This window comes from Hwangdonia lutea, assembly GCF_032814565.1.
In the GTDB taxonomy this organism is placed as follows: domain Bacteria; phylum Bacteroidota; class Bacteroidia; order Flavobacteriales; family Flavobacteriaceae; genus Hwangdonia; species Hwangdonia lutea.
Genome location: NZ_CP136521.1, coordinates 1,893,071 through 1,912,528, shown reverse-complemented (window position 1 = coordinate 1,912,528; position 19,458 = coordinate 1,893,071). Strand labels below are relative to the sequence as shown.

Sequence of the window (19,458 nt, the reverse complement as noted above, 5' to 3'; positions counted from 1 at the left end):
ATACATGAAACTTTTAACCATAATACTCAGTATTGCAGCTTTAGGACTTATTATTTTTAACTTTACAAAGGTAGATTTCAATGCCCCTTTTCAAGGTGAAAGCATCATCGCATTAATTGCGATAGTGGCCTCGATTTGCGTTATCATAATGATGGGAATTTTACGAATCTCAAAACGTATAGAGCAAAAGGTAAAAAAACATAGTTAGTAACTTGTTTAACTTCAAAAGGACACTTTAAGGCTGTTTCCTGCACCTGTTTGACCCAAAACATTCTAAGCGCTGCTTAGGCTATGTTTTATTTTTTTGATTTATTCGAATCAAGAAAAACAATTCGATTTTTTTAATTTTAAACTCAATAACTTTGATGTACGATGCTTTAATTATTGGTGGTGGCGCTGCAGGCTTATCTTGCGCCTTGGTTTTAGGGTCTGCAAAAAACAAACCATTTGCAGTCAACAAAAAAATTGCTGTAATAACACATCAAAAAACATCGCATTTACAAAATGCTTTATTTAATAATGTTTTAGGTTTAGAACCTGGAACTACCGGGGCTTCCATTTTAGAGAAAGGCAAAAAGCAATTAAGCGATTTATATCCGCATGTTGCCCAAATTGAAACCGAAAAGGTTTCTGCGATTTCTAAATCCGTTCACGGCTTTAAAGTTGAAACCAATAAAAATACATACGAAGCTAAACTCGTGGTTATCGCGGTGGGATACACCAATTTAATGCGTATAAAAGGTTTACGGGATTATATAGAACCACATCCAAAAGCAGCCATTGAAAAAGACCGAATTTGGTTAAAAAACACCAATCATTTAATAGAAGAAAACCTTTATGTTGCCGGCACATTGGCTGGTTGGCGCAGTCAGTTTGCCATAGCTTCGGGTAGTGGCGCACATGTGGCGACCGATATTTTAACGCTTTGGAACGGTGGTAAGCATACTAAGGTGCATGATAAGATTGAATAGTCTTTCAGTAATTTAGCTGGAATACTTATACTCTTTAAGTTCTTCTAACTCTTTATGAACATTTTTTATCCATTCATGCTGTTTCTCATTATTAAAATAAACTTCACTATCATACTTGTTTTGCTCATTGCTATAATCATCAAGAAGTTTTCTGTAAGCTTTTTTATAAACATTAACATCTTTTACTCCTTCTTTCATAAGAAGATCAAGTTTATGCCTTATTCTTCTTGAAAACAACTCAGTTATATCAAAATGTAATCTTTCGTGGATTAAATGTTTTATACTTTTAGTAGAGGTCCAAGATTCATTTTTATTAAAATAACTTTTAACAATATATACAGGAATCTCGCCTTTATAAAAACTAGCTTTAATTGATATCTCGGAAGAAGTTACAGCTAATTTCAGCCCTTTATCATTCGGAACTTTTCCTCTAAAATCTGACCATTCTATTTTTTTATTATGATTCCATAACAATAATGCTTCATTTACAGCTAAAGGTTTTTGAGCAATTAAGTTATTGCAGAATGAAACTAAAATCATCAATAACATTCTATTTCTACTCCCCATCACTCAACTTAATCACCTCATCAATCATAATATCGCGCTGGTTGAACACCTCTTCAAAAGCACCACTGCCAAAAAGTTGGTCGGCTAAAGTGGCTTTAATGTATTGTTTCACTTCGTCGTGGTACGCCACAAAGGTTATTTTATGATTAAGTCTCAGATTAATATAATCTTCTATGGCATATACCCAATCTTCTTCAACTTCAAAATTATCAATAAAATCTTGTCTAGACATGTTACTGAATGCGCCTCTGTTTTTATCCAATTCCCTAAACACAAAATTACCAATAAACCCGCGCCTAAATAATTGAGAAAGGGTTTCGTTGTGCATGCTATTGTCTATGGGTACAAACACATCGGGGATAATACCGCCACCGCCATATACAATTTTGCCTTTTGGCGTGGTGAATTTTAGCGAATCGGCAACTTTAATTTTTTCTGGATCGAGGAGTTCGCCACTGTCCATGCGTTCAAAATACTCGTCGTAGTAATCTTTATGTCCTTTTTTGTACGGCCGTTGAATGGAGCGACCGGTTGGCGTATAATAGCGCGATACGGTTAATCGTACGGCACTACCGTCGCCCAAATCCATTTCGCGCTGCACGAGGCCTTTGCCATACGAGCGTCGCCCAATAATGGTACCTTTGTCGTTGTCTTGCAATGCGCCGGCAACAATTTCGCTTGCCGATGCTGAGTTTTCGTCAATCAGCACATACACATGGCCTTTTTCGAAATCACCCTTACTGGTTGCAAAACTTTTTTCGATGCTACCACGTTTGTTTTTTGTGAATAATATGAGTTTATCATCTTCTAAAAACTCATCAACAATCTGTTCGGCAATACCTAAAAAACCACCTGGGTTGTCGCGTAAATCCAAGGCAATTTCTGTGGCACCAAGGTCGATAAGTTGTTCCAATCCTTTTTTAAACTCTTTATACGTTGATTCAGCAAAACGATTGATTTTTATATAACCCAATTTCTCGGTTAACATATACGCCGCATCAACACTTTTAATGGGAATGTGGTCTCGCTTAACGGTAAAATTCAAAAGTTTAGGTTCTCCTTTTCTGTAAACTTTCAAATCAACTTTGCTGTTAATGGGACCTTTTAGTTTTTTAATAATCTCGCCGTCTCGTAATTTTTTGCCAAAAAGCGAATCTCCGTTGGCCATAATAATGCGGTCGCCACCTTTAATACCTGCTTTGGCACTTGGTCCGTTTTCAATAGGTCTAATCACCGCAATGGAGTCCCTATAAGGGTAAAAACTAATACCTATGCCCACAAAATCACCTTTCATGTTTTCGGCAACGCGTTCCATATCTTCTTTGGGGATATACACCGAATGCGGATCCAGATTATCCAAAATGCCATTAACCGTAACATCAACAATACTATCGGTGTTTACCTCATCAACATAATCGTAATCAATATAATCGATGAGTCTGTTAAGTTTATCTTTTTTACTATTGGTGGAAAATAAGCGGTCTGGCGCATCGGTAAAATTCAACTTGCCGCCAATAAAAATGCCGGCTGCGATAGCAACTCCTAAAACCAAGGGTAAATATTTTTTTTGATAGGGCATTATTTGTTTATTTCTTCAATTAATTTAAGCTCTACGCCTGCTTTTTCTAAAAAGCGCAATCCGGAATCGTCTTTATAGGCTTGGTTGTAAACCACTTTTACAATACCTGCCTGATGTATTAATTTACTACATTCTTTACAGGGCGACATGGTAATGTACAAGGTGGCGCCTTTTGCCGATTGGGTTGATGCCGCTACTTTTAAAATGGCGTTGGCCTCGGCATGCAGCACGTACCATTTGGTGTAGCCTTCTTCATCTTCACAAAAATTTTCAAATCCCGAAGGTGTACCGTTGTACCCATCGGAGATTATCATTCTATCCTTTACAATAAGTGCGCCAACTTGCCGGCGTTTGCAGTACGATAATTTCCCCCACTCTTTGGCAATTCTTAAATAAGCCTTATCGTACTTGAGTTGTTTGTGTTCTGGCATTAATTTATTTTATAATTTGGGCGTTACCTTTTACTCATACCTACAAGGTTGGATACTGAAACAAGTTCAGCACAAGAAACCTTGCAGGATCGCAAAAGGTCAGGCTTTCCGCTATATCTTTTGCAAAAAAAGCAAAAGGATGCCGCTGCAATCCTTAACGCGAAACCTCATATTTTATTTGGTATAACGAATATACTCGCTTCGTATTTTAATTGCAACGCAAGTTCGTTAAATTTTTGCGAAAATTTAATATGTGTAGCAACATTTTAAAATAGCTACAAACCTTACAATAAACCAAATAGGCTTATAAATGATGTAGTAAAAAGTTTATCTTTACGGGGTTTCAGTAACAAAAAACTTATTGTTTAACATCTTGCACACAACCCGAATAAAACTTAAATGAAGAAAAAAATATTAATAATAACTGGTTCGATAGGGGTTTTATACATGCTCTTAGCATTTGTTTTACCAAAATTTGTTGCCGCACCTTTTGCCGCACACCAGTCAAAAAATGTTTGGACTGAAAACGAAAAAGACTATTCGGAATCCAAATCATCTAATTTGGTGTTAGACAGTATTGGTAATTTTCCATTGCCAATGGGTTATGTATCGGACTTTGAAAAAATATTCAGTGAGCGACAAATTTCGCATCTAACCAAAATAATTACTGATTACGAACAAAAAACGACTAGAGAAATTGCAATTGTTACGATAAGCTCAATTGAACCGTACGGGAACATGAAGGATTATTCAACAGATTTGGCGAATGAATGGAAAATTGGAAAACCAGAAAAGGACAACGGACTTATAATTTTATTCAGTAAAAATTTACGACAGATTAGAATTGCAACAGGAACAGGAACAGAGCAAAAGCTAACTGATGAAATCTGCAAAAGTGTACTTGACAATACTATTATTCCTGAATTTAAAAAAGGCCATTATTACAGTGGCATTGAAAGTGGGTTAAACCAATTGATCCTGCTTTGGGAATAAGCACTGTTTACCCCAAATTAGCCCGCGTTAGGGATTGCAGCGGCATCCTTTTTAAAAATGAGAAAAATAAAGTTTAATAAGAACTAAAATTTAACAGATTGCCACAGTCGTTCCTCATTCGCAATGACGTTTAAAAAGATATAGCGGAAAGCCCGACCCCCTTTTTCTGGGGGTAACGCCCAAATAATTATTTAAGCCAAAAAGTCGTTATTCAGCAACATGGGGATAACCAAACCAACTACGATTGCCGATATCACCATAATCCAATCGCGCTTGGTAAACCTAAATATGGTTTGCACCACATAGCTTAAAAACAGTACGATAAACACGATTATAACTTGGGCAACTTCTATGCCTAAAGCAAATTCCAGTAGTAAAACCAGTTTGTTGTCGGTGGCTCCTAAAAGCATGTGAAACTCGCGCGCAAAGCCCAAACCGTGTATTAATCCAAAAAATAGGGTGGTTAAAAACAGGACGCCTATTTTTTCTTTTTGTGCGCCTTTACCAGCGGTAAACACATTGTACAGCGCCACAATTAAAATGGTTATGGGTATTAAGAATTCTACCATTTGAGCGTTAACACTTACCACATTGTAGGCCGCCAAAACAAGCGACAAGGTATGCCCCAAAGTAAAAACGGTAACGAGTAGTAAAACGCGTTTCCAGTCTTTAAAAACATAGGGAATGGTAAGTACGATTAGAAATAAAACGTGGTCGTAGGCATTTATATCCAGCACGTGATTCATGCCGTATTTTACATTGAATAAAAAATTGTCAAGCATTTTAATTGAGATTTAGGGTTAATTAGGTGCGTCAAATATACGAATAAAGACATGTTTTGGCTGTTTTTCTATTATTTTACTGTTGTATTATATTTTTTATCCAAATGAAAAAGCATTTCTTTGGTTATAGCTTCTAGCGAAAAGGCGTGTTTCCAATGCCAATCTTGTCGTGCCGCATGGTCGTTTATACTTTTTGGCCAACTATCGGCAATGGCTTGCCTGAAATCGGGTGTGTAGCTTATTTCGAATTCCGGGATGTGTTTTTTTATCGATTGCGCCACTTCCTTAGGCGTAAAGCTTATGGCTGCCAAATTGTAAGACGACCGTATATTTATGGTACTGGCATCGGCACGCATAATATCGATGGCGGCCTTAATGGCATCATCCATATACATCATGGGAAGCTTGGTGTTTTCGGCCAAAAAACAATCGAATTTTTTATCGGTAATGGCTTTGTGATAAATATCTACGGCATAATCGGTGGTGCCACCACCGGTTTGGGTTTTCCAACTTACAATGCCCGGGTAGCGCAAACTCCTAACATCTACACCGTATTTTTGATGATAATATTCGCACCACCGTTCGCCAACTTGTTTTGTAATGCCGTAAACGGTTGTGGGTTCCATGGCCGTGTATTGTGGCGTATTTTCAGATGGTGTTGAAGGCCCAAAAACAGCAATACTAGAGGGCCAAAACACTTGTTTTACAAACTTTGCTTTTGCTAAATTTAAAACATTGAATAGGGAATTCACATTCAAATCCCAAGCTTTCATCGGGAATTTCTCGCCCGTAGCGCTCAACAAAGCAGCCATTAAATAAACGGTGTCGATGTTATATTTTTCAACGCACATATTAATACTGGCATAGTCTTGGGCATCCACAATTTCGAAAAGCCCAGAGTTTACAATATCTAAATTACTGTAGCTTATATCGCTTGCAATTACATTATTATCGCCATAAATATGTCTGAGCTTAAATGTTAATTCCGAACCAATTTGTCCGCAAGCACCAATAATCAATATTTTTGGGTTCATTTTAAACACAGTTAATGAGAATACATTAAAAATAACAAGATTATATTGAAAATATTTCATTTTAAAATTGAAAAGTTTTAATAACACGATAGATTATTTTACATAAAACAAACTATTGCTATATCTTTGTAAAGCATCCAAAAACATATTGCTGCATGAAACTTAAACTAATAAGCCTCATTGGTATTTTTATCGTCATATTGTCCTGTAAAAAAACGGAAGAAAATAATCCCATCGAGGTTGATGAGACGGAAAACACAAGTCAGGAATTAACTGAAAGCGACATTGCAAAACTTGATTTTGTTGATTTTGGATTGGACGAAAAAACAGAGCGTGCCATTGAAAACTGGCAAGAATACTACCAACTTCAAGACGTTGTAAACAATGTAAAAAAAGGCGACTTAATTTTTTTTAGCAATAATGAAGAGGCCATTAAAACGCTTTTAACAGATTTAAAAAAGAATATTCCCGCACCTGTAAATACCCCTGCAACCTTGGCCAGATTACAGGTTTTAGACACTAAAGTTTTAAAGTTAGAAAGCTTATATAACCTATCGACTACAAGTAAAAAAGAGCTTAATGCTACCGTAAAAGAGTTTTTGGTAGCGGTATCAAATTTAAACTTCCAAATGAATAAAAAGCTGGAAAAAGACAGCCGGAACATACAAAAACCCCAATAAAACACACCTCTTATTTTCTTAATCTTTTGTTAAGGTTGTTATAAATAGCATTTTGAAAGTGCTAAATAATAGTACCTTGTAAAACAATTTTTTAAAACTAAATCACTAATTACAAACACATGAAAACCAAATTGAATTCTTTATTTCTATTTAGCGGATTGGCTTTTTTAGGACTTGTTGCCTGTAAAAACGATGCCAAAAAAGAAACCGCACAAATGGAAACCGTACCAGGTATTAACTTAGAATACATGGACACCAATGTAAAACCAAGTGATGATTTTTTCAGACACGTCAATGGCACTTGGTTAGATAATAACGACATTCCATCAGACCGAACTCGCTGGGGAAGTTTTGATGAACTCAGAAAAAAAACCGATGAAGATGCTTTGGCTATTTTAAAATCGGCCATGGCAACCGATAAAGATTTGAATACCATTGAAGTTTTACCGGGCTCAGACCAAGAAAAAGCGGTATTTCTGTTTCAATCCATAATGGATACCGTAACCCGTGATGCCCAAGGTATTAAACCCATTGAAAGCGTATTGGCTAAAATTGACAACATTAAAACCAATAGCGATTTGCAAAATTTTTTAATCGAAACAGCTCCAAAGGGCGGTCGTGCTTTTTTTGGTTTTGGCGTAGGCGCACATCCTAAAAACAGCAATCTAAATGCAGGTTATTTAGGCAATGGCGCGTTGGGCTTAAGTCGCGATTATTATGTTGACGAAGATGATGACACCAAAGCAAAACGCGAAAAATATCGTGCACACATTGCACGTATGTTAAAATTTATTGGTGATTCCGATGAAGAAGCCAAAACAAATGCAGATAATATTTTAGCTTTCGAAACCCGAATGGCGAAACCAAGAATGACCAAAGAAGATAGGCGCGATGCCAGAAAAAGGTACAACCCTAAATCGATGGACGATTTGGCGGAAATGACACCTTCAATCAACTGGAATGCCTATTTTAAAGGTATTGGCGTTAAGGAATTGGACACTGTTATCGTTACAGATCCAGGATACTTTAAGGCCTTGGAAGGTATTTTAAAAGAGAATAATATCAACGATTGGAAAAACTATTTGCGTTGGACCGTAATTGATGGAAATTCCGGGTTGTTATCCACAGAAATCGATAAAGCCAATTGGGAGTTTTACAGCAAGGAACTAAGAGGCTCAAAAAAACAAAGAGACCGAGAAGAACGCGCTTTAGGAACATTAAACGGCACTATTGGTGAAGCTTTAGGGAAACTTTATGTGGATAAAAAATTCCCACCAGAAGCGAAAGCTAAAGCTGAAAAAATGATTAAAAACATTATGCTGGCCTTTGAAAAAAGAATCGATAATTTAGATTGGATGACGCCTGAAACCAAAGAAAAAGCAAAGGAGAAGTTACAAAAAATGAATGTTAAAATAGCCTATCCTGACCAATGGAAAGACTATTCGGAACTTGAAGTAAAAAGTATTGAAGATGGTGGCTCGTACTTTAGCAACATGCAAAATGTAAGAGCTTGGAATTTCAAAGACAACTTAAATAAACTCGGAAAACCAGTTGATAAAAGCGAATGGCTTATGGCGCCTCAAGTTGTAAACGCCTATTTTATGCCGCCGTATAACGAAATTGTTTTTCCCGCAGCTATTTTACAACCGCCTTTTTACAACTACCAAGCCGATGAAGCTGTAAATTACGGTGGTATTGGCGCTGTAATTGGTCATGAAATATCGCATTGTTTTGATGATTCTGGCTCGCGTTACGATGCCGATGGAAACTTAAACAATTGGTGGACCGACGAAGATTTAGAGCAATTTACCGCTTTAGGAAAAAAGCTTTCTGAGCAATATAGTGCCGAAGAAGCTTTACCAGACACGTTTTTAAATGGTGAATTTACCTTAGGAGAAAACATTGGGGATTTAGGTGGTATAAATGCTGCTTACGATGGCTTGCAATTGTATTTGGCAGAACATGGCAGACCAGAAAATATTGATGGTTTTACACCAGAGCAACGTTTGTTTTTATCGTGGGCAACCATTTGGAGAACAAAATACACTGATGATGCTTTACGCAATCAGATAAAAACCAATACACATTCTCCTGGTATGTATCGTGCCGTTATGCCTCTTAAAAATGTGGATGCTTTTTATGAAGCCTTTGATATTAAAGAAGGCGACCCCATGTATTTAAAACCAGAAGATCGTGTAAAAATCTGGTAATCTTAAATTGTGTTTTCAATAAAAAAGCGCCGATTCTCAATTGAGAATCGGCGCTTTTTTATTTCTTATTTTGAATCTAATTTTTAGGCTGTCCGGCAGCTTGTGATAAAGCTTGCTTTTGTCTTAACAATTCGGATTTTGTAAGTTGTATTAAATTAAAATTAGGCGCCGTTTTTTGGGCGGCATCCAAAATATCAACCGCTTTATCAATATTTGCTTTTGTATCCTGGTTATATACTACTAACGCATTCAAATACATAAAAGCAGCCTTTAAGGGCACTTGATAAGGTTGCTGCGTTTCGTAAAACGCTTTGGTCATATCGTCTTTAGCGTTGGCAAGTCCGTAGTTAATATGCTTTAAAGCCTCATCCAATTTTTGGGTTTGTAAGTTTAATTCTGCCAACTCATATGCGATAAGTGCATTCGGGTTTCTTTTAAAAAGTTCCTCAAAATGCCCAACTGCCAATTCTGGCCGCTTTACCGATTTTAAAGACAGTGCTTTAACCTCCACTGCAATATCAGAATCGCCAACATTTTTTTCAATACCAATGGTATTTAAAGCCTGTACATACTTACCTTCGCTCATATAAATATAGGCCAAAGTATCTTGTCTTGCCACAGATGGCGACAACACGTTTAAATGTGTCATGGCATTAACAATACCCTGCATATCGCCCTGCTTTTTCATTTGTTTGTAATAAGCCTCGTAATGCTTAATTAATTCTGGGCTGGTTTGTGCGTTTAACTGAAAACAGCCTACCACTAAAGCCAACATTAAAATTCGTTTCATTTCTACTTTTTTAAATTTCGCTAAAACTATAAAAAAATAGCGTGTAATGTCTTAAAACATTGCTAATTATTTTTATTTTTTAGTTTCTGAAAACCAAAAATCACACCTCTATTTTAGGAAGTTTCAAAAAAAATAATTATATTTAAGATTACTTTAATTATTATTTAATATGGCAATTAAAAGTTTCCAAGGCGCAAGAAGGCAGCAAACAAATGCTGAAGATAGCACACCGTTAAAGGTTAGTGACTATATGACACGGGATTTAATTACGTTTACACCCAAGCAAACCATTGAAAGTGTAATGCAGTCGTTAATTAAAAACCGAATTTCCGGCGGCCCTGTGGTAAATGAAAAAAATGAGCTGGTTGGGATAATTTCTGAAGGTGATTGTATTAAACAAATTAGTGAAAGTCGGTATTATAATATGCCCATGCAAGATAAAACCATTGAAAAGTTTATCACCCAAAATGTAGATACCATTGATGGCAACATGAATATTTTTGATGCTGCCAATGAGTTTTTAAAAACCAAGCACCGTAGGTTTCCCATAGTTGAGAACGGCAAATTGGTGGGGCAAATTAGCCAAAAGGATGTGCTTAAGGCCGCTATGAAACTTAAAGGACAAACTTGGAAATAGGATTTGTTACCCCTCTCTTTTTACCAAAGCATAGTAATCGCCCTCTAAAGGCAGATAGCCTTGGTTGTAAACAAAATAGTATACCGTACCTTTTTTAGTGGTGTAAATACTGGTAAAGTAATTAAAATCGAAACCTTTTTCAATAAGTTTGGCGCGCGAAGTTTTGGTTTTATCGGTTGGGTTTAAAGCTTCTAAAATCCTATAATTTTTTCTGAGCCTGTTATTGGTATTTCTTATTAAGTTTTTGTGATCTTTATTAATATTGTTGTTGTAAGCGTTTCTACAAGCATCGCTACAGAATTTTTTATCAATTCTGCCTACAATCTTATCGCCACATTCTAGACATTTCTTTTCCATCCATTTAAATTTATGCTATTTCTTAATTAATGCCCGTTATCGGCTTTTAATTTTATACCAACGCAAGTCCATTGCCTCTTCTTCAAAATAGAAATCTTCAATATATGTCAAACCTATTTTTAATAACGCACGGTGCGATGCTTCATTTTCCAAATGTGTTGTGGCATACAATTCCGTTAGTTTTAATTCATTAAAAGCGTAATTTACCGCAGCTTTACCAGATTCAGTGGCATATCCTTTACCCCAATATTTAGGTATAAACCTATAGCCCACATCGTAATATCTTGTGTAGCCATTCATGTTGTATTCGGTGTTTAAACGTATCCCCGACCAACCTATAAAATTCCCTGACAACTTTTCAATAGCTGCAAATCTGCCAATACCACGCTGTTTATATTGATTGAAAACACTATCCAGTATTTTCTGGGATTCCTCAATGGTTTTAACGGGTTTATTTCCCAAATATTTATGTACTTCGGGGTTAGCGTCAAGCTCGAACATGCCGTTTAAATCGGTTGGCCTGAGTTCTCTTAAAATAAGTCTTTCGGTTTCTATGTGGAATGTCATATATGGCTTAAAAGTTCCCTAAATATAGTAAAATTTATCCATTTACAAACGACTACAAACATTTACAAACGATTTTAAACAAGTAATAACCGAATAACTTTTGGATGCCGTTGCATATTTGCAGTGTCGAAACATAAGAACTCGATAGTATTAACTGTTTAACACGTAAATTTAAAATTATGAACACACTTAGAAACAAAGTACAGTTGATTGGTAACTTAGGAAACGATCCGGAAATCATCAATCTTGAATCAGGAAAAACATTGGCTAAATTTAATATGGCCACAAACGACAGCTACACTAATAATAAAGGTGAAAAAATTACAGACACCCAATGGCATAATATTGTGGCTTGGGGTAAAACGGCCCAAATTATTGAAAAGTACGTAACCAAAGGAAAAGAGGTTGCCATTGAAGGGAAACTAACTTCGCGAAGCTATGATGATAAAGACGGCAACAAACGTTACATCACCGAGGTGGTATGCAGCGAGTTACTTATGTTAGGAAAATAAACCTTTTTTTGCTCTAAAAACAAACAGGATTCTTTTATAAGAGTTCTGTTTGTTTTTTTACATTATCCACATTAAAATACCCGCCTTTGTTTTCTTTTCTTTCTAAAGATTGATTAATAATTAAATGTGCCACATTAATCATGTTTCTTAATTCGCAAAGTGGTGTGGAAATTTTTGAGGCTTTATAAAAACTTTCAACTTCAGCGTACATTAAATCGAGGTGTTTTATAGCTTTTTTTAATCGGTTATGGCCGCGCACAATCCCAACATAATTGCGCATTAAAGCTTGTAGTTGCCGTAAATTATGCTGTACTAAAACCTGTTCTTTTGGTGTGTTTGTACCCTCATCATCCCAATCGGGAATATTCAAATCCAAAGATTTACAACTATCATTTCTGAGATATTTAAAAATATTATGCGCATAAACCAATGCTTCCAACAATGAATTTGAGGCCAATCGGTTGGCACCATGCAAACCGGTTTTGGTACATTCGCCGCAGGCAAATAAATTATGAACCGACGTTTTTCCGTCCACATCAACATCAATGCCGCCACATAAATAATGAGCTGCCGGTACAACGGGAATCCAATCGGTTTCAATATGAATATTATGCGCTTCACATTTTTTATAAATATTAGGAAAGTGTTTTCTAAAAGCCGTCATATCCAAATGCGTACAATCTAAAAACACATGGGTATCTCCTGTTTTTTTTAGCTCGTTATCAATACTTTGCGATACAATATCTCGCGATGCTAATTCTGCACGCTCATCGTAATTTGGCATAAACCGCTCTCCTGATGTATTGCGTAAATAAGCACCAAAACCTCTAACCGCTTCGGATATTAAAAATGACGATTCGCCGTTAGCCTCAAACAATGCCGTGGGATGAAATTGCACAAATTCCATATCCGAAATTTTTGCTTTAGCCCTATATGCCATAGCAATACCATCGCCAGTTGCAATTACAGGATTGGTGGTGTGCCCGTAAACCCAACCAATGCCACCCGAAGCCAACACTGTATGGTGGGCTTTTAGGGTAAAAATGGTTTTTGTTTTTTGATTTAAAACATAAGCTCCATAACAGGCATTTTTTTTAGGTTTTTTTCCCGACACATGGTGATTTGTAATTAAATCAATTGCAAAATGATGCGTTAAAATAGTAACGTTTTTTAGTTGATGCGCCTGCGCCAATAAAGCGCGTTCAATTTCTGCTCCCGTAATATCTTTATGGTGCGCCACACGGTATTCGGAGTGCCCACCTTCTTTTCCTAAATCTAAGTTTCCAAGCGTATCAAAATCAAAATTTGCGCCCCAGGCCATGAGTTCTTCCAAGCGTTTAGGGCCTTCTTTAACAACCATTTCCACAATGGCAGCATCACAAAGTCCATCGCCCGCAATTAAAGTGTCTTGAATGTGTTTTTGGAAAGAATCTTTTTTAGAATTTAACACTACGGCTACACCGCCTTGAGCGTATTTTGTGTTGGACTCTTCTTCGTTGGTTTTAGTGATTATGGTTACCGTTCTATTGGGAAATGCCTCAGCAATTTTAACCGAAAAAGTTAAACCCGCAATGCCCGAACCAATTACCAGATAATCTGTTGTCATTATTATTTAGATAATTCCAACATGCGTTCTATAGGCAATAAAGCACGCTCAATAATGGTTTCGTCAACTTCAATTTGCGGCGATTCGTTAAGCAAACAATCGTATAGTTTTTGAAGTGTATTCATTTTCATAAAATGGCACTCGCTGCAGGCGCAGGTATTATCTTCTTTCGCCGGTGCAGGTATTAATTCGGTATAGGGCATAGCCTCTTTCATTTTATGCAAAATACCAGCCTCGGTTGCCACAATAAATTTTTGGTTTTGGTGCTGTTTTACATAATTTATCATACCTGCGGTTGAGCCGATATATGTCGCCGTATTTAAAATATGCTCCTCAGATTCTGGATGTGCTATAATTTTATAATCGGGGTATTTTTTATGAAGCTCGATTAATTTATCCATTGAAAACGCTTCGTGCACCACACAACTGCCGTCCCAAAGCAACATATCGCGTCCCGTTTCCTTGATGATGTAAGCTCCTAAATTTTTATCGGGAGCAAAAATAATTGGGGTTTCTTTAGGGATAGATTCTACAATTTTTAAGGCGTTGGACGAGGTGCAAACAATATCGCTCAAGGCTTTTATTTCTGCCGAACAATTTACATAAGTAATCACCACATGATTGGGGTGCGCTTCTGTAAATGCTTTAAAAGCCTCTGGCGGACAAGAATCTGCCAACGAGCAACCTGCATTTAAATCGGGCAACACCACCGTTTTTTTTGGACTTAATATTTTAGCGGTTTCTGCCATAAAATGCACACCGGCGAACACAATAATATCGGCCTTGGTTTCAGCGGCTTTTTGTGATAGCCCCAAACTATCGCCAACATAATCCGCTATATCCTGTATTTCTGGCACTTGATAATAATGCGCAAGAATTACGGCGTTTTTCTCTTTTTTTAAACGGTGTATTTTTTTAACTAAATCCATTGTATCAGCATTCGGTTAGCATTCAAAAAAAATCAAACTATGCCTTAACAGCTAAAGTTTTAATTTCTGAATGAATCGTATTTAGAGTTAATTCACTTGTATTTAATTCATTTAAAACCGTTGATTTAAAATCTTGAAATACATGTTTTGTGTTTTGAAACAAATTTTTATAATACGAAACACCTTCTTTCATATTATTCGTAAATGTTAACAGGTATTTTTCTTCTTTTTTATTAAACGATACTTTAGCGTCTTCCAATTTATTTTTTAGGAAATCGATGTAAATTTGAAGCTCTTTAATAAACAAGTTGGGGCGGTCGTTTCGGGTTACCATATTGGCTCTTCCGTAAATATGATCGGTTATGTTTTTTAAGCTCATAACTTTGGAATAGTATGCCATATTTGGCCCGGGGCAAATGGAAACACCTTTGCCTTCAACCTTGGTGTCTAAATTGTATTTTAATAAGGCCGATGTGCCTAAACCTACACAAGTACACGATTTCTCGATAATTTTATGGTATTGTTTGTCATGCGCTTCTTTATCGAGATGCTGTTCGTTTAAAGCCTTTATTTTTAAATATTGATATTCTCTTGATGCCGTACAAATACCCGTTTCTTTAAATTCTTTGTTAAGCGCAACAAACTTTTTTGGGCAGGAACTTCCCGGTCTTCCTTTATTAATTAATGCTTGTTTTTCAGCATCTTTGGTATTGTTTTTAAGATTGTTAAACGGTACACCCAAAGGCGAAATATCGCTTAAATACAAGTCTTTTTCTTTAGCTTTTGCTAATTGCTGCAAGGTATTATCATCAACCGTTGTAGCCTCTGGCACGAGTAAAAAAGGAGACCCCCAACCTACGGAGTCTAAATTATAATGGTCTATTAAAAACTCGTGTTCTTCTTTGGTGCCAACACCACCTTGAGCTGTTATTTGAATAGGTAATGCTTGGTTTGGCACAACTCTATTTTGATTTTTAAGCTCTTGGGTTAATAGGGTTTGAATATCAGTTTTTAAGGCTTCTCTTTTTTCTTTAAATTCGGCTAAAACAGGCCCTAAAAGATACCCGTCTGTGGCAAAGGCATGTCCGCCACAATTTAACCCAGATTCAATTCTATATTCTGAAACCCACAAGCCTTTTTTGGCTAAAAATTTCCCTTGAATAAGTGCCGACCTAAAATCGCTCACTTTTAAAATAATTTTCTTTTTAAACGCGCCGTTTCTATCTGGAAAAAAACCGTTAAACTGCGCCATATAGCTATACAGCCTTGGGTTCATTCCTGCAGAAAGCACCACCGACGAATTGAGCTTGCTATTGGCAAAACCTCGTAATGCAGCGTGAGCATCGTTATATTCGGTTGGTAGTTTATCGTTCTTTTTATAATTGTCTTTATCAACTTTGGTCATGATATTAACATCAATACTGCCCATTGACAAATTGCTGTTTGCCCATTTTTTAATATCCGGAAAATGAAATTCTTTAGACGTTATTTTCTTAAACTCAGACTTTAGTTTCGAACCATCCGGAAGCATATTGATGTAGGCCAATAAATCGTCGCTTTTTTCGGTGGTTAACTGTTTTAACGATTCAAACTTTTTATCGGCTAAATCGCTTATCAAATTCAAATATGAGGTAATTCTTTTAGCTCTAAAATCATCTATCTTATCGGTGATTTCGCTGTAGGGCATCTTGAATTTTTCGCTGTACATTTTTCTTAATTTCTCAAGTAAAATATCATCAACTAAAGAAATTACAGAGTCCATACCGTATTGGGCCACCTTTAAAGGCGTATCTATTGTGAATCCAATTCCCATTACCGGAATGTGAAACGAGTGTGCTTTTTTCATACATCTTGCATTAATCGGCAAAGGTATTGAGTTGATAATCCACCGAATATGATAATTATCATACTTTTTTGAATTGCATTGTTTATAAAAAGAATGCTGCAGATTTTACTTCCCAAAAAATTAGCATTACCAATTATAAAGATGTAAGGATAGCTCCCGTTTTATTTAATTATTCTTAATAAGAATCGGCACAACAATAAAAATTGATAAAACTTAATTGTACCTATGCCATTTCGTTTTTCCTTTAGTATTTTTACGGTTAATCTCAATTAGATTGCTATTATGTCTGTAGAACCAAAATTAGTTAGATTTAAGCAAAACGTACTGTCTAAATACCAAATTTACAATAGTGTATTTATGACATTACCATTTGATACCGTTACAAAAACAGGGGCATTATTACCCTTGTTTCATGAAACCTGTAAAAAAGGATTTGCACACGAAGAAGATCCCACAACCATTGTAGATACATTTTTTAAAAAATACCAAGCGCGCCGCAATAAACAGAGCCAAATAAATTTGCTATTTCGTTTTATTCAATACATTGAACGGCAGGTTGTTTTATTTGATGCTATTGAAGATGCCGCATTCCCAATTATAAATAATATGGAAGGGCTTGGTACCTTAAGAAATCTTAAAGAGTCGGCCACAGCCGAAAACAGGTTGGAAGATTTGAAAGCCTATCTTGAAGAATTTAAGGTTCGTATTGTATTAACGGCCCACCCAACACAGTTTTACCCAGGTTCGGTTTTGGGCATTATTACCGATTTAACCGAAGCCATAAAAGACAATAACCTATCAGAAATTAATAACTTATTTGCCCAATTGGGGAAAACACCCTTTTTTAAACGCCAAAAACCAACGCCGTATCGGGAAGCAAAAAGCCTTATTTGGTATTTGGAAAATGTGTTTTACACTTCGTTTGGAGAAATTTACAATTACATTCAACAAAATATTTACGACGACGGCAAAAAGCATAACGAGATAATAAATATTGGTTTTTGGCCAGGGGGAGACCGCGACGGAAATCCGTTTGTAAAACCAAAAACAACCATAAAGGTGGCTAAAAAACTTAAAAAAGCCATTCTAAAAAAATACTATCAAGACCTAAAAGCTTTAAGGCGCAAGCTCACCTTTAGAGATGTAGAAGAACGGATTATTAAATTAGAGACTATTTTATATAACTATAGCATCAATTTAAACACTAAAAAAACCATTTCTTCAAAAGAGCTTATCAAGGAATTGTTAAGCATAAGAAATCACATTGTAAAAGAACACCAATCGTTATACATTAGTGAAATTCATAATTTAATAAACAGAATCCATTTGTTTGGATACCATTTTGCCACTTTGGATATTAGGCAAGACAGCCGCATTCATGACAATGTTTTCTCTACCGTTATCAATCATTTAATTGAAAAAGAAAGTGATTCGTTCCCAAAAAATTATAATGATTTAAGCGAAGACGAACAGATAAACATATTATCAAAAGCTAAGCACGAAGCTATAGACATTGATGCTTTTGAGGATGAAATGGTGCGCAACACGTTAAGAACCATTGAAGCTATTGAAGATATTCAAGCAACCAATGGCGAGCGCGGAGCCAATCGTTATATAATAAGCAACAACCAAACAGCTTTAAATGTTATGCAGCTTTTCGCCATGCTTAAAATAGTGGCGTTTAAAGAGCGCTTAACCGTTGATGTTGTGCCACTCTTTGAAACCATTACCGACTTGGAAAATGCACCGGCAGTTATGGAGCAGCTGTATTCAAACCCTGCATACAGAGCCCATTTAGAAAGCCGGGGCAACAAACAAACCATCATGCTTGGTTTTTCTGATGGCACCAAAGACGGTGGTTATTTAATGGCCAACTGGGGTATTTTTAAAGCCAAGGAGCTACTTACCGAAATGTCTAGAAAATACGATGTAACGGCTATATTTTTTGATGGTCGTGGTGGGCCACCGGCACGAGGCGGCGGAAAAACACATCAGTTTTACTCGTCTTTAGGCCCCACTATTGAGGACAAAGAAGTGCAGCTTACCATTCAAGGGCAAACCATTAGCTCTAATTTTGGCACCTTGGATTCGTCGCAATATAACTTAGAACAGCTTATTAGTTCTGGAATAGACAACAGAATTTCTGGCGGGCGCAACAAATTATCGGATGCTGATAGAGCCGTTATGACGGATTTAGCCGAAACCAGCTATAAAACCTACAAGGATTTTAAAAGCCACCCCATGTTTATTCCGTATTTAGAGCGGATGAGCACCTTAAAATTCTACGCAAAAACCAATATTGGAAGCCGCCCGACCAAACGTGGGTCTTCAGATAAATTGGTGTTTTCAGATTTAAGAGCCATACCATTTGTGGGCTCATGGAGTCAATTAAAACAAAATGTTCCAGGCTTTTTTGGCGTAGGCACCGCGCTTAAAAAATATGAAGATGCCGGTGAGTTTGATAAAGTTGAAGCACTTTACAAAAACTCAAAATTCTTTAAAACCTTGTTGGAAAACAGTATGATGTCTTTAACAAAATCGTTTTTCGATTTAACAAAATACATGTCTAAAGACGAGGAGTTTGGTGATTTCTGGAATATCATTTACGATGAATACACCACCACCAAAAGGTTGCTTTTAAAACTTACAGGCTATACTGAATTAATGGAAAACGAACCCACTGGAAAAGCCTCAATAGAGGTTAGGGAATCTATTGTTTTGCCGTTGTTGACCATACAACAATATGCGCTTAAAAAAATCCAGGAACTGGAAAAAGCAGGGGTTAGTAATGATGATGAAGAAAAGAAGATTTATGAAAAAATAGTAACCCGTTCGCTTTTCGGGAATATTAATGCGAGTAGAAATTCGGCTTAAATAGTATTACATATTTACTATTTACAACATTTGAATTTGTCAGAAAAAAACATAACTTCGTTTATCGGCGGATATAAACAATATTCCAGACAA

Annotated in this window: 19 protein-coding genes; 8 read left to right on the top strand and 11 right to left on the bottom strand. The window is 36.4% G+C overall.

Translation table 11 applies throughout. The annotated features are described in order from the left end of the window. Positions 1-4 precede the first annotated feature (4 nt). The gene (locus RNZ46_RS08285; protein WP_316984914.1) at positions 5-208 is read left to right on the top strand and encodes a hypothetical protein; all 204 of its coding nucleotides are present in this window, start codon (positions 5-7) and stop codon (positions 206-208) included. Between the two features lie 157 nt (positions 209-365). Further along, a complete protein-coding gene (locus tag RNZ46_RS08280; protein WP_316984975.1) occupies positions 366-971 on the top strand; it encodes an NAD(P)-binding domain-containing protein in 606 nt (201 codons plus the stop codon). Between the two features lie 12 nt (positions 972-983). On the opposite strand, the gene RNZ46_RS08275 is transcribed toward RNZ46_RS08280, so the two are convergent. The 3 genes from RNZ46_RS08275 to RNZ46_RS08265 are packed head-to-tail and all read right to left on the bottom strand — an operon-like array spanning position 984 to position 3,548. Next, a complete protein-coding gene (locus RNZ46_RS08275) occupies positions 984-1,511 on the bottom strand; it encodes a hypothetical protein (protein ID WP_316984913.1) in 528 nt (175 codons plus the stop codon). A gap of 16 nt (positions 1,512-1,527) precedes the next feature. Further along, positions 1,528-3,117 (bottom strand): S41 family peptidase, encoded by a 1,590-nt coding sequence (locus tag RNZ46_RS08270; protein WP_316984912.1) that lies wholly within the window; start codon positions 3,115-3,117, stop codon positions 1,528-1,530. Further along, entirely contained in the window at positions 3,117-3,548 is a 432-nt protein-coding gene (locus RNZ46_RS08265; RefSeq protein ID WP_316984911.1) for a deoxycytidylate deaminase, read from the bottom strand. Before RNZ46_RS08265 ends, RNZ46_RS08270 begins: the two co-directional genes overlap by 1 nt. 399 nt (positions 3,549-3,947) lie before the next feature. Between RNZ46_RS08265 and RNZ46_RS08260 the strand changes: the two genes are divergently transcribed. Then, positions 3,948-4,541 carry a TPM domain-containing protein gene (locus tag RNZ46_RS08260; protein WP_316984910.1) on the top strand — a complete coding sequence of 198 codons (594 nt, stop codon included), beginning with the start codon at positions 3,948-3,950 and terminating at the stop codon, positions 4,539-4,541. A 191-nt stretch (positions 4,542-4,732) separates the two neighbouring features. Here RNZ46_RS08260 and RNZ46_RS08255 read toward each other — a convergent pair whose 3' ends face one another. Together RNZ46_RS08255 and RNZ46_RS08250 are read right to left on the bottom strand one after the other, a co-directional pair. After that, a complete protein-coding gene (locus RNZ46_RS08255; protein WP_316984909.1) occupies positions 4,733-5,323 on the bottom strand; it encodes a HupE/UreJ family protein in 591 nt (196 codons plus the stop codon). Between the two features lie 71 nt (positions 5,324-5,394). Next, positions 5,395-6,357, bottom strand: coding sequence for an NAD-dependent epimerase/dehydratase family protein (locus RNZ46_RS08250; protein ID WP_316984908.1), 963 nt, complete (start codon positions 6,355-6,357; stop codon positions 5,395-5,397). A gap of 155 nt (positions 6,358-6,512) precedes the next feature. Here RNZ46_RS08250 and RNZ46_RS08245 point away from each other — a divergent pair, with 155 nt between their 5' ends. Both RNZ46_RS08245 and RNZ46_RS08240 read left to right on the top strand, forming a co-directional pair. Continuing rightward, entirely contained in the window at positions 6,513-7,037 is a 525-nt protein-coding gene (locus tag RNZ46_RS08245; RefSeq protein ID WP_316984907.1) for a hypothetical protein, read from the top strand. A gap of 119 nt (positions 7,038-7,156) precedes the next feature. After that, complete coding sequence (locus RNZ46_RS08240; RefSeq protein ID WP_316984906.1) at positions 7,157-9,247, top strand: M13 family metallopeptidase; 2,091 nt, start codon at positions 7,157-7,159, stop codon at positions 9,245-9,247. A gap of 76 nt (positions 9,248-9,323) precedes the next feature. On the opposite strand, the gene RNZ46_RS08235 is transcribed toward RNZ46_RS08240, so the two are convergent. Then, on the bottom strand, positions 9,324-10,037 hold the full coding sequence (locus RNZ46_RS08235) for a tetratricopeptide repeat protein (RefSeq protein ID WP_316984905.1): 714 nt from the start codon (positions 10,035-10,037) through the stop codon (positions 9,324-9,326). 169 nt (positions 10,038-10,206) lie between these two features. Between RNZ46_RS08235 and RNZ46_RS08230 the strand changes: the two genes are divergently transcribed. Next, a complete protein-coding gene (locus RNZ46_RS08230; RefSeq protein WP_316984904.1) occupies positions 10,207-10,674 on the top strand; it encodes a CBS domain-containing protein in 468 nt (155 codons plus the stop codon). Between the two features lie 6 nt (positions 10,675-10,680). On the opposite strand, the gene RNZ46_RS08225 is transcribed toward RNZ46_RS08230, so the two are convergent. Next, complete coding sequence (locus tag RNZ46_RS08225; protein ID WP_316984903.1) at positions 10,681-11,031, bottom strand: hypothetical protein; 351 nt, start codon at positions 11,029-11,031, stop codon at positions 10,681-10,683. A gap of 36 nt (positions 11,032-11,067) precedes the next feature. Next, entirely contained in the window at positions 11,068-11,598 is a 531-nt protein-coding gene (locus RNZ46_RS08220; RefSeq protein WP_316984902.1) for a GNAT family N-acetyltransferase, read from the bottom strand. Positions 11,599-11,777: 179 nt separating this feature from the next. Here RNZ46_RS08220 and RNZ46_RS08215 point away from each other — a divergent pair, with 179 nt between their 5' ends. Beyond that, a complete protein-coding gene (locus RNZ46_RS08215) occupies positions 11,778-12,110 on the top strand; it encodes a single-stranded DNA-binding protein (RefSeq protein ID WP_316984901.1) in 333 nt (110 codons plus the stop codon). A gap of 34 nt (positions 12,111-12,144) precedes the next feature. On the opposite strand, the gene nadB is transcribed toward RNZ46_RS08215, so the two are convergent. From nadB to RNZ46_RS08200, 3 genes are read right to left on the bottom strand one after another with little or no spacing between them, the layout of a single operon-like run. Further along, a complete protein-coding gene (nadB, locus tag RNZ46_RS08210) occupies positions 12,145-13,716 on the bottom strand; it encodes an L-aspartate oxidase (protein WP_316984900.1) in 1,572 nt (523 codons plus the stop codon). Positions 13,717-13,718: 2 nt separating this feature from the next. Next, positions 13,719-14,645 carry a quinolinate synthase NadA gene (nadA, locus tag RNZ46_RS08205; protein ID WP_316984899.1) on the bottom strand — a complete coding sequence of 309 codons (927 nt, stop codon included), beginning with the start codon at positions 14,643-14,645 and terminating at the stop codon, positions 13,719-13,721. A gap of 37 nt (positions 14,646-14,682) precedes the next feature. After that, on the bottom strand, positions 14,683-16,491 hold the full coding sequence (locus tag RNZ46_RS08200; protein ID WP_316984898.1) for a hypothetical protein: 1,809 nt from the start codon (positions 16,489-16,491) through the stop codon (positions 14,683-14,685). Between the two features lie 282 nt (positions 16,492-16,773). Between RNZ46_RS08200 and RNZ46_RS08195 the strand changes: the two genes are divergently transcribed. Then, the gene (locus tag RNZ46_RS08195; protein WP_316984897.1) at positions 16,774-19,365 is read left to right on the top strand and encodes a phosphoenolpyruvate carboxylase; all 2,592 of its coding nucleotides are present in this window, start codon (positions 16,774-16,776) and stop codon (positions 19,363-19,365) included. The last annotated feature ends 93 nt before the right edge of the window (positions 19,366-19,458 follow it).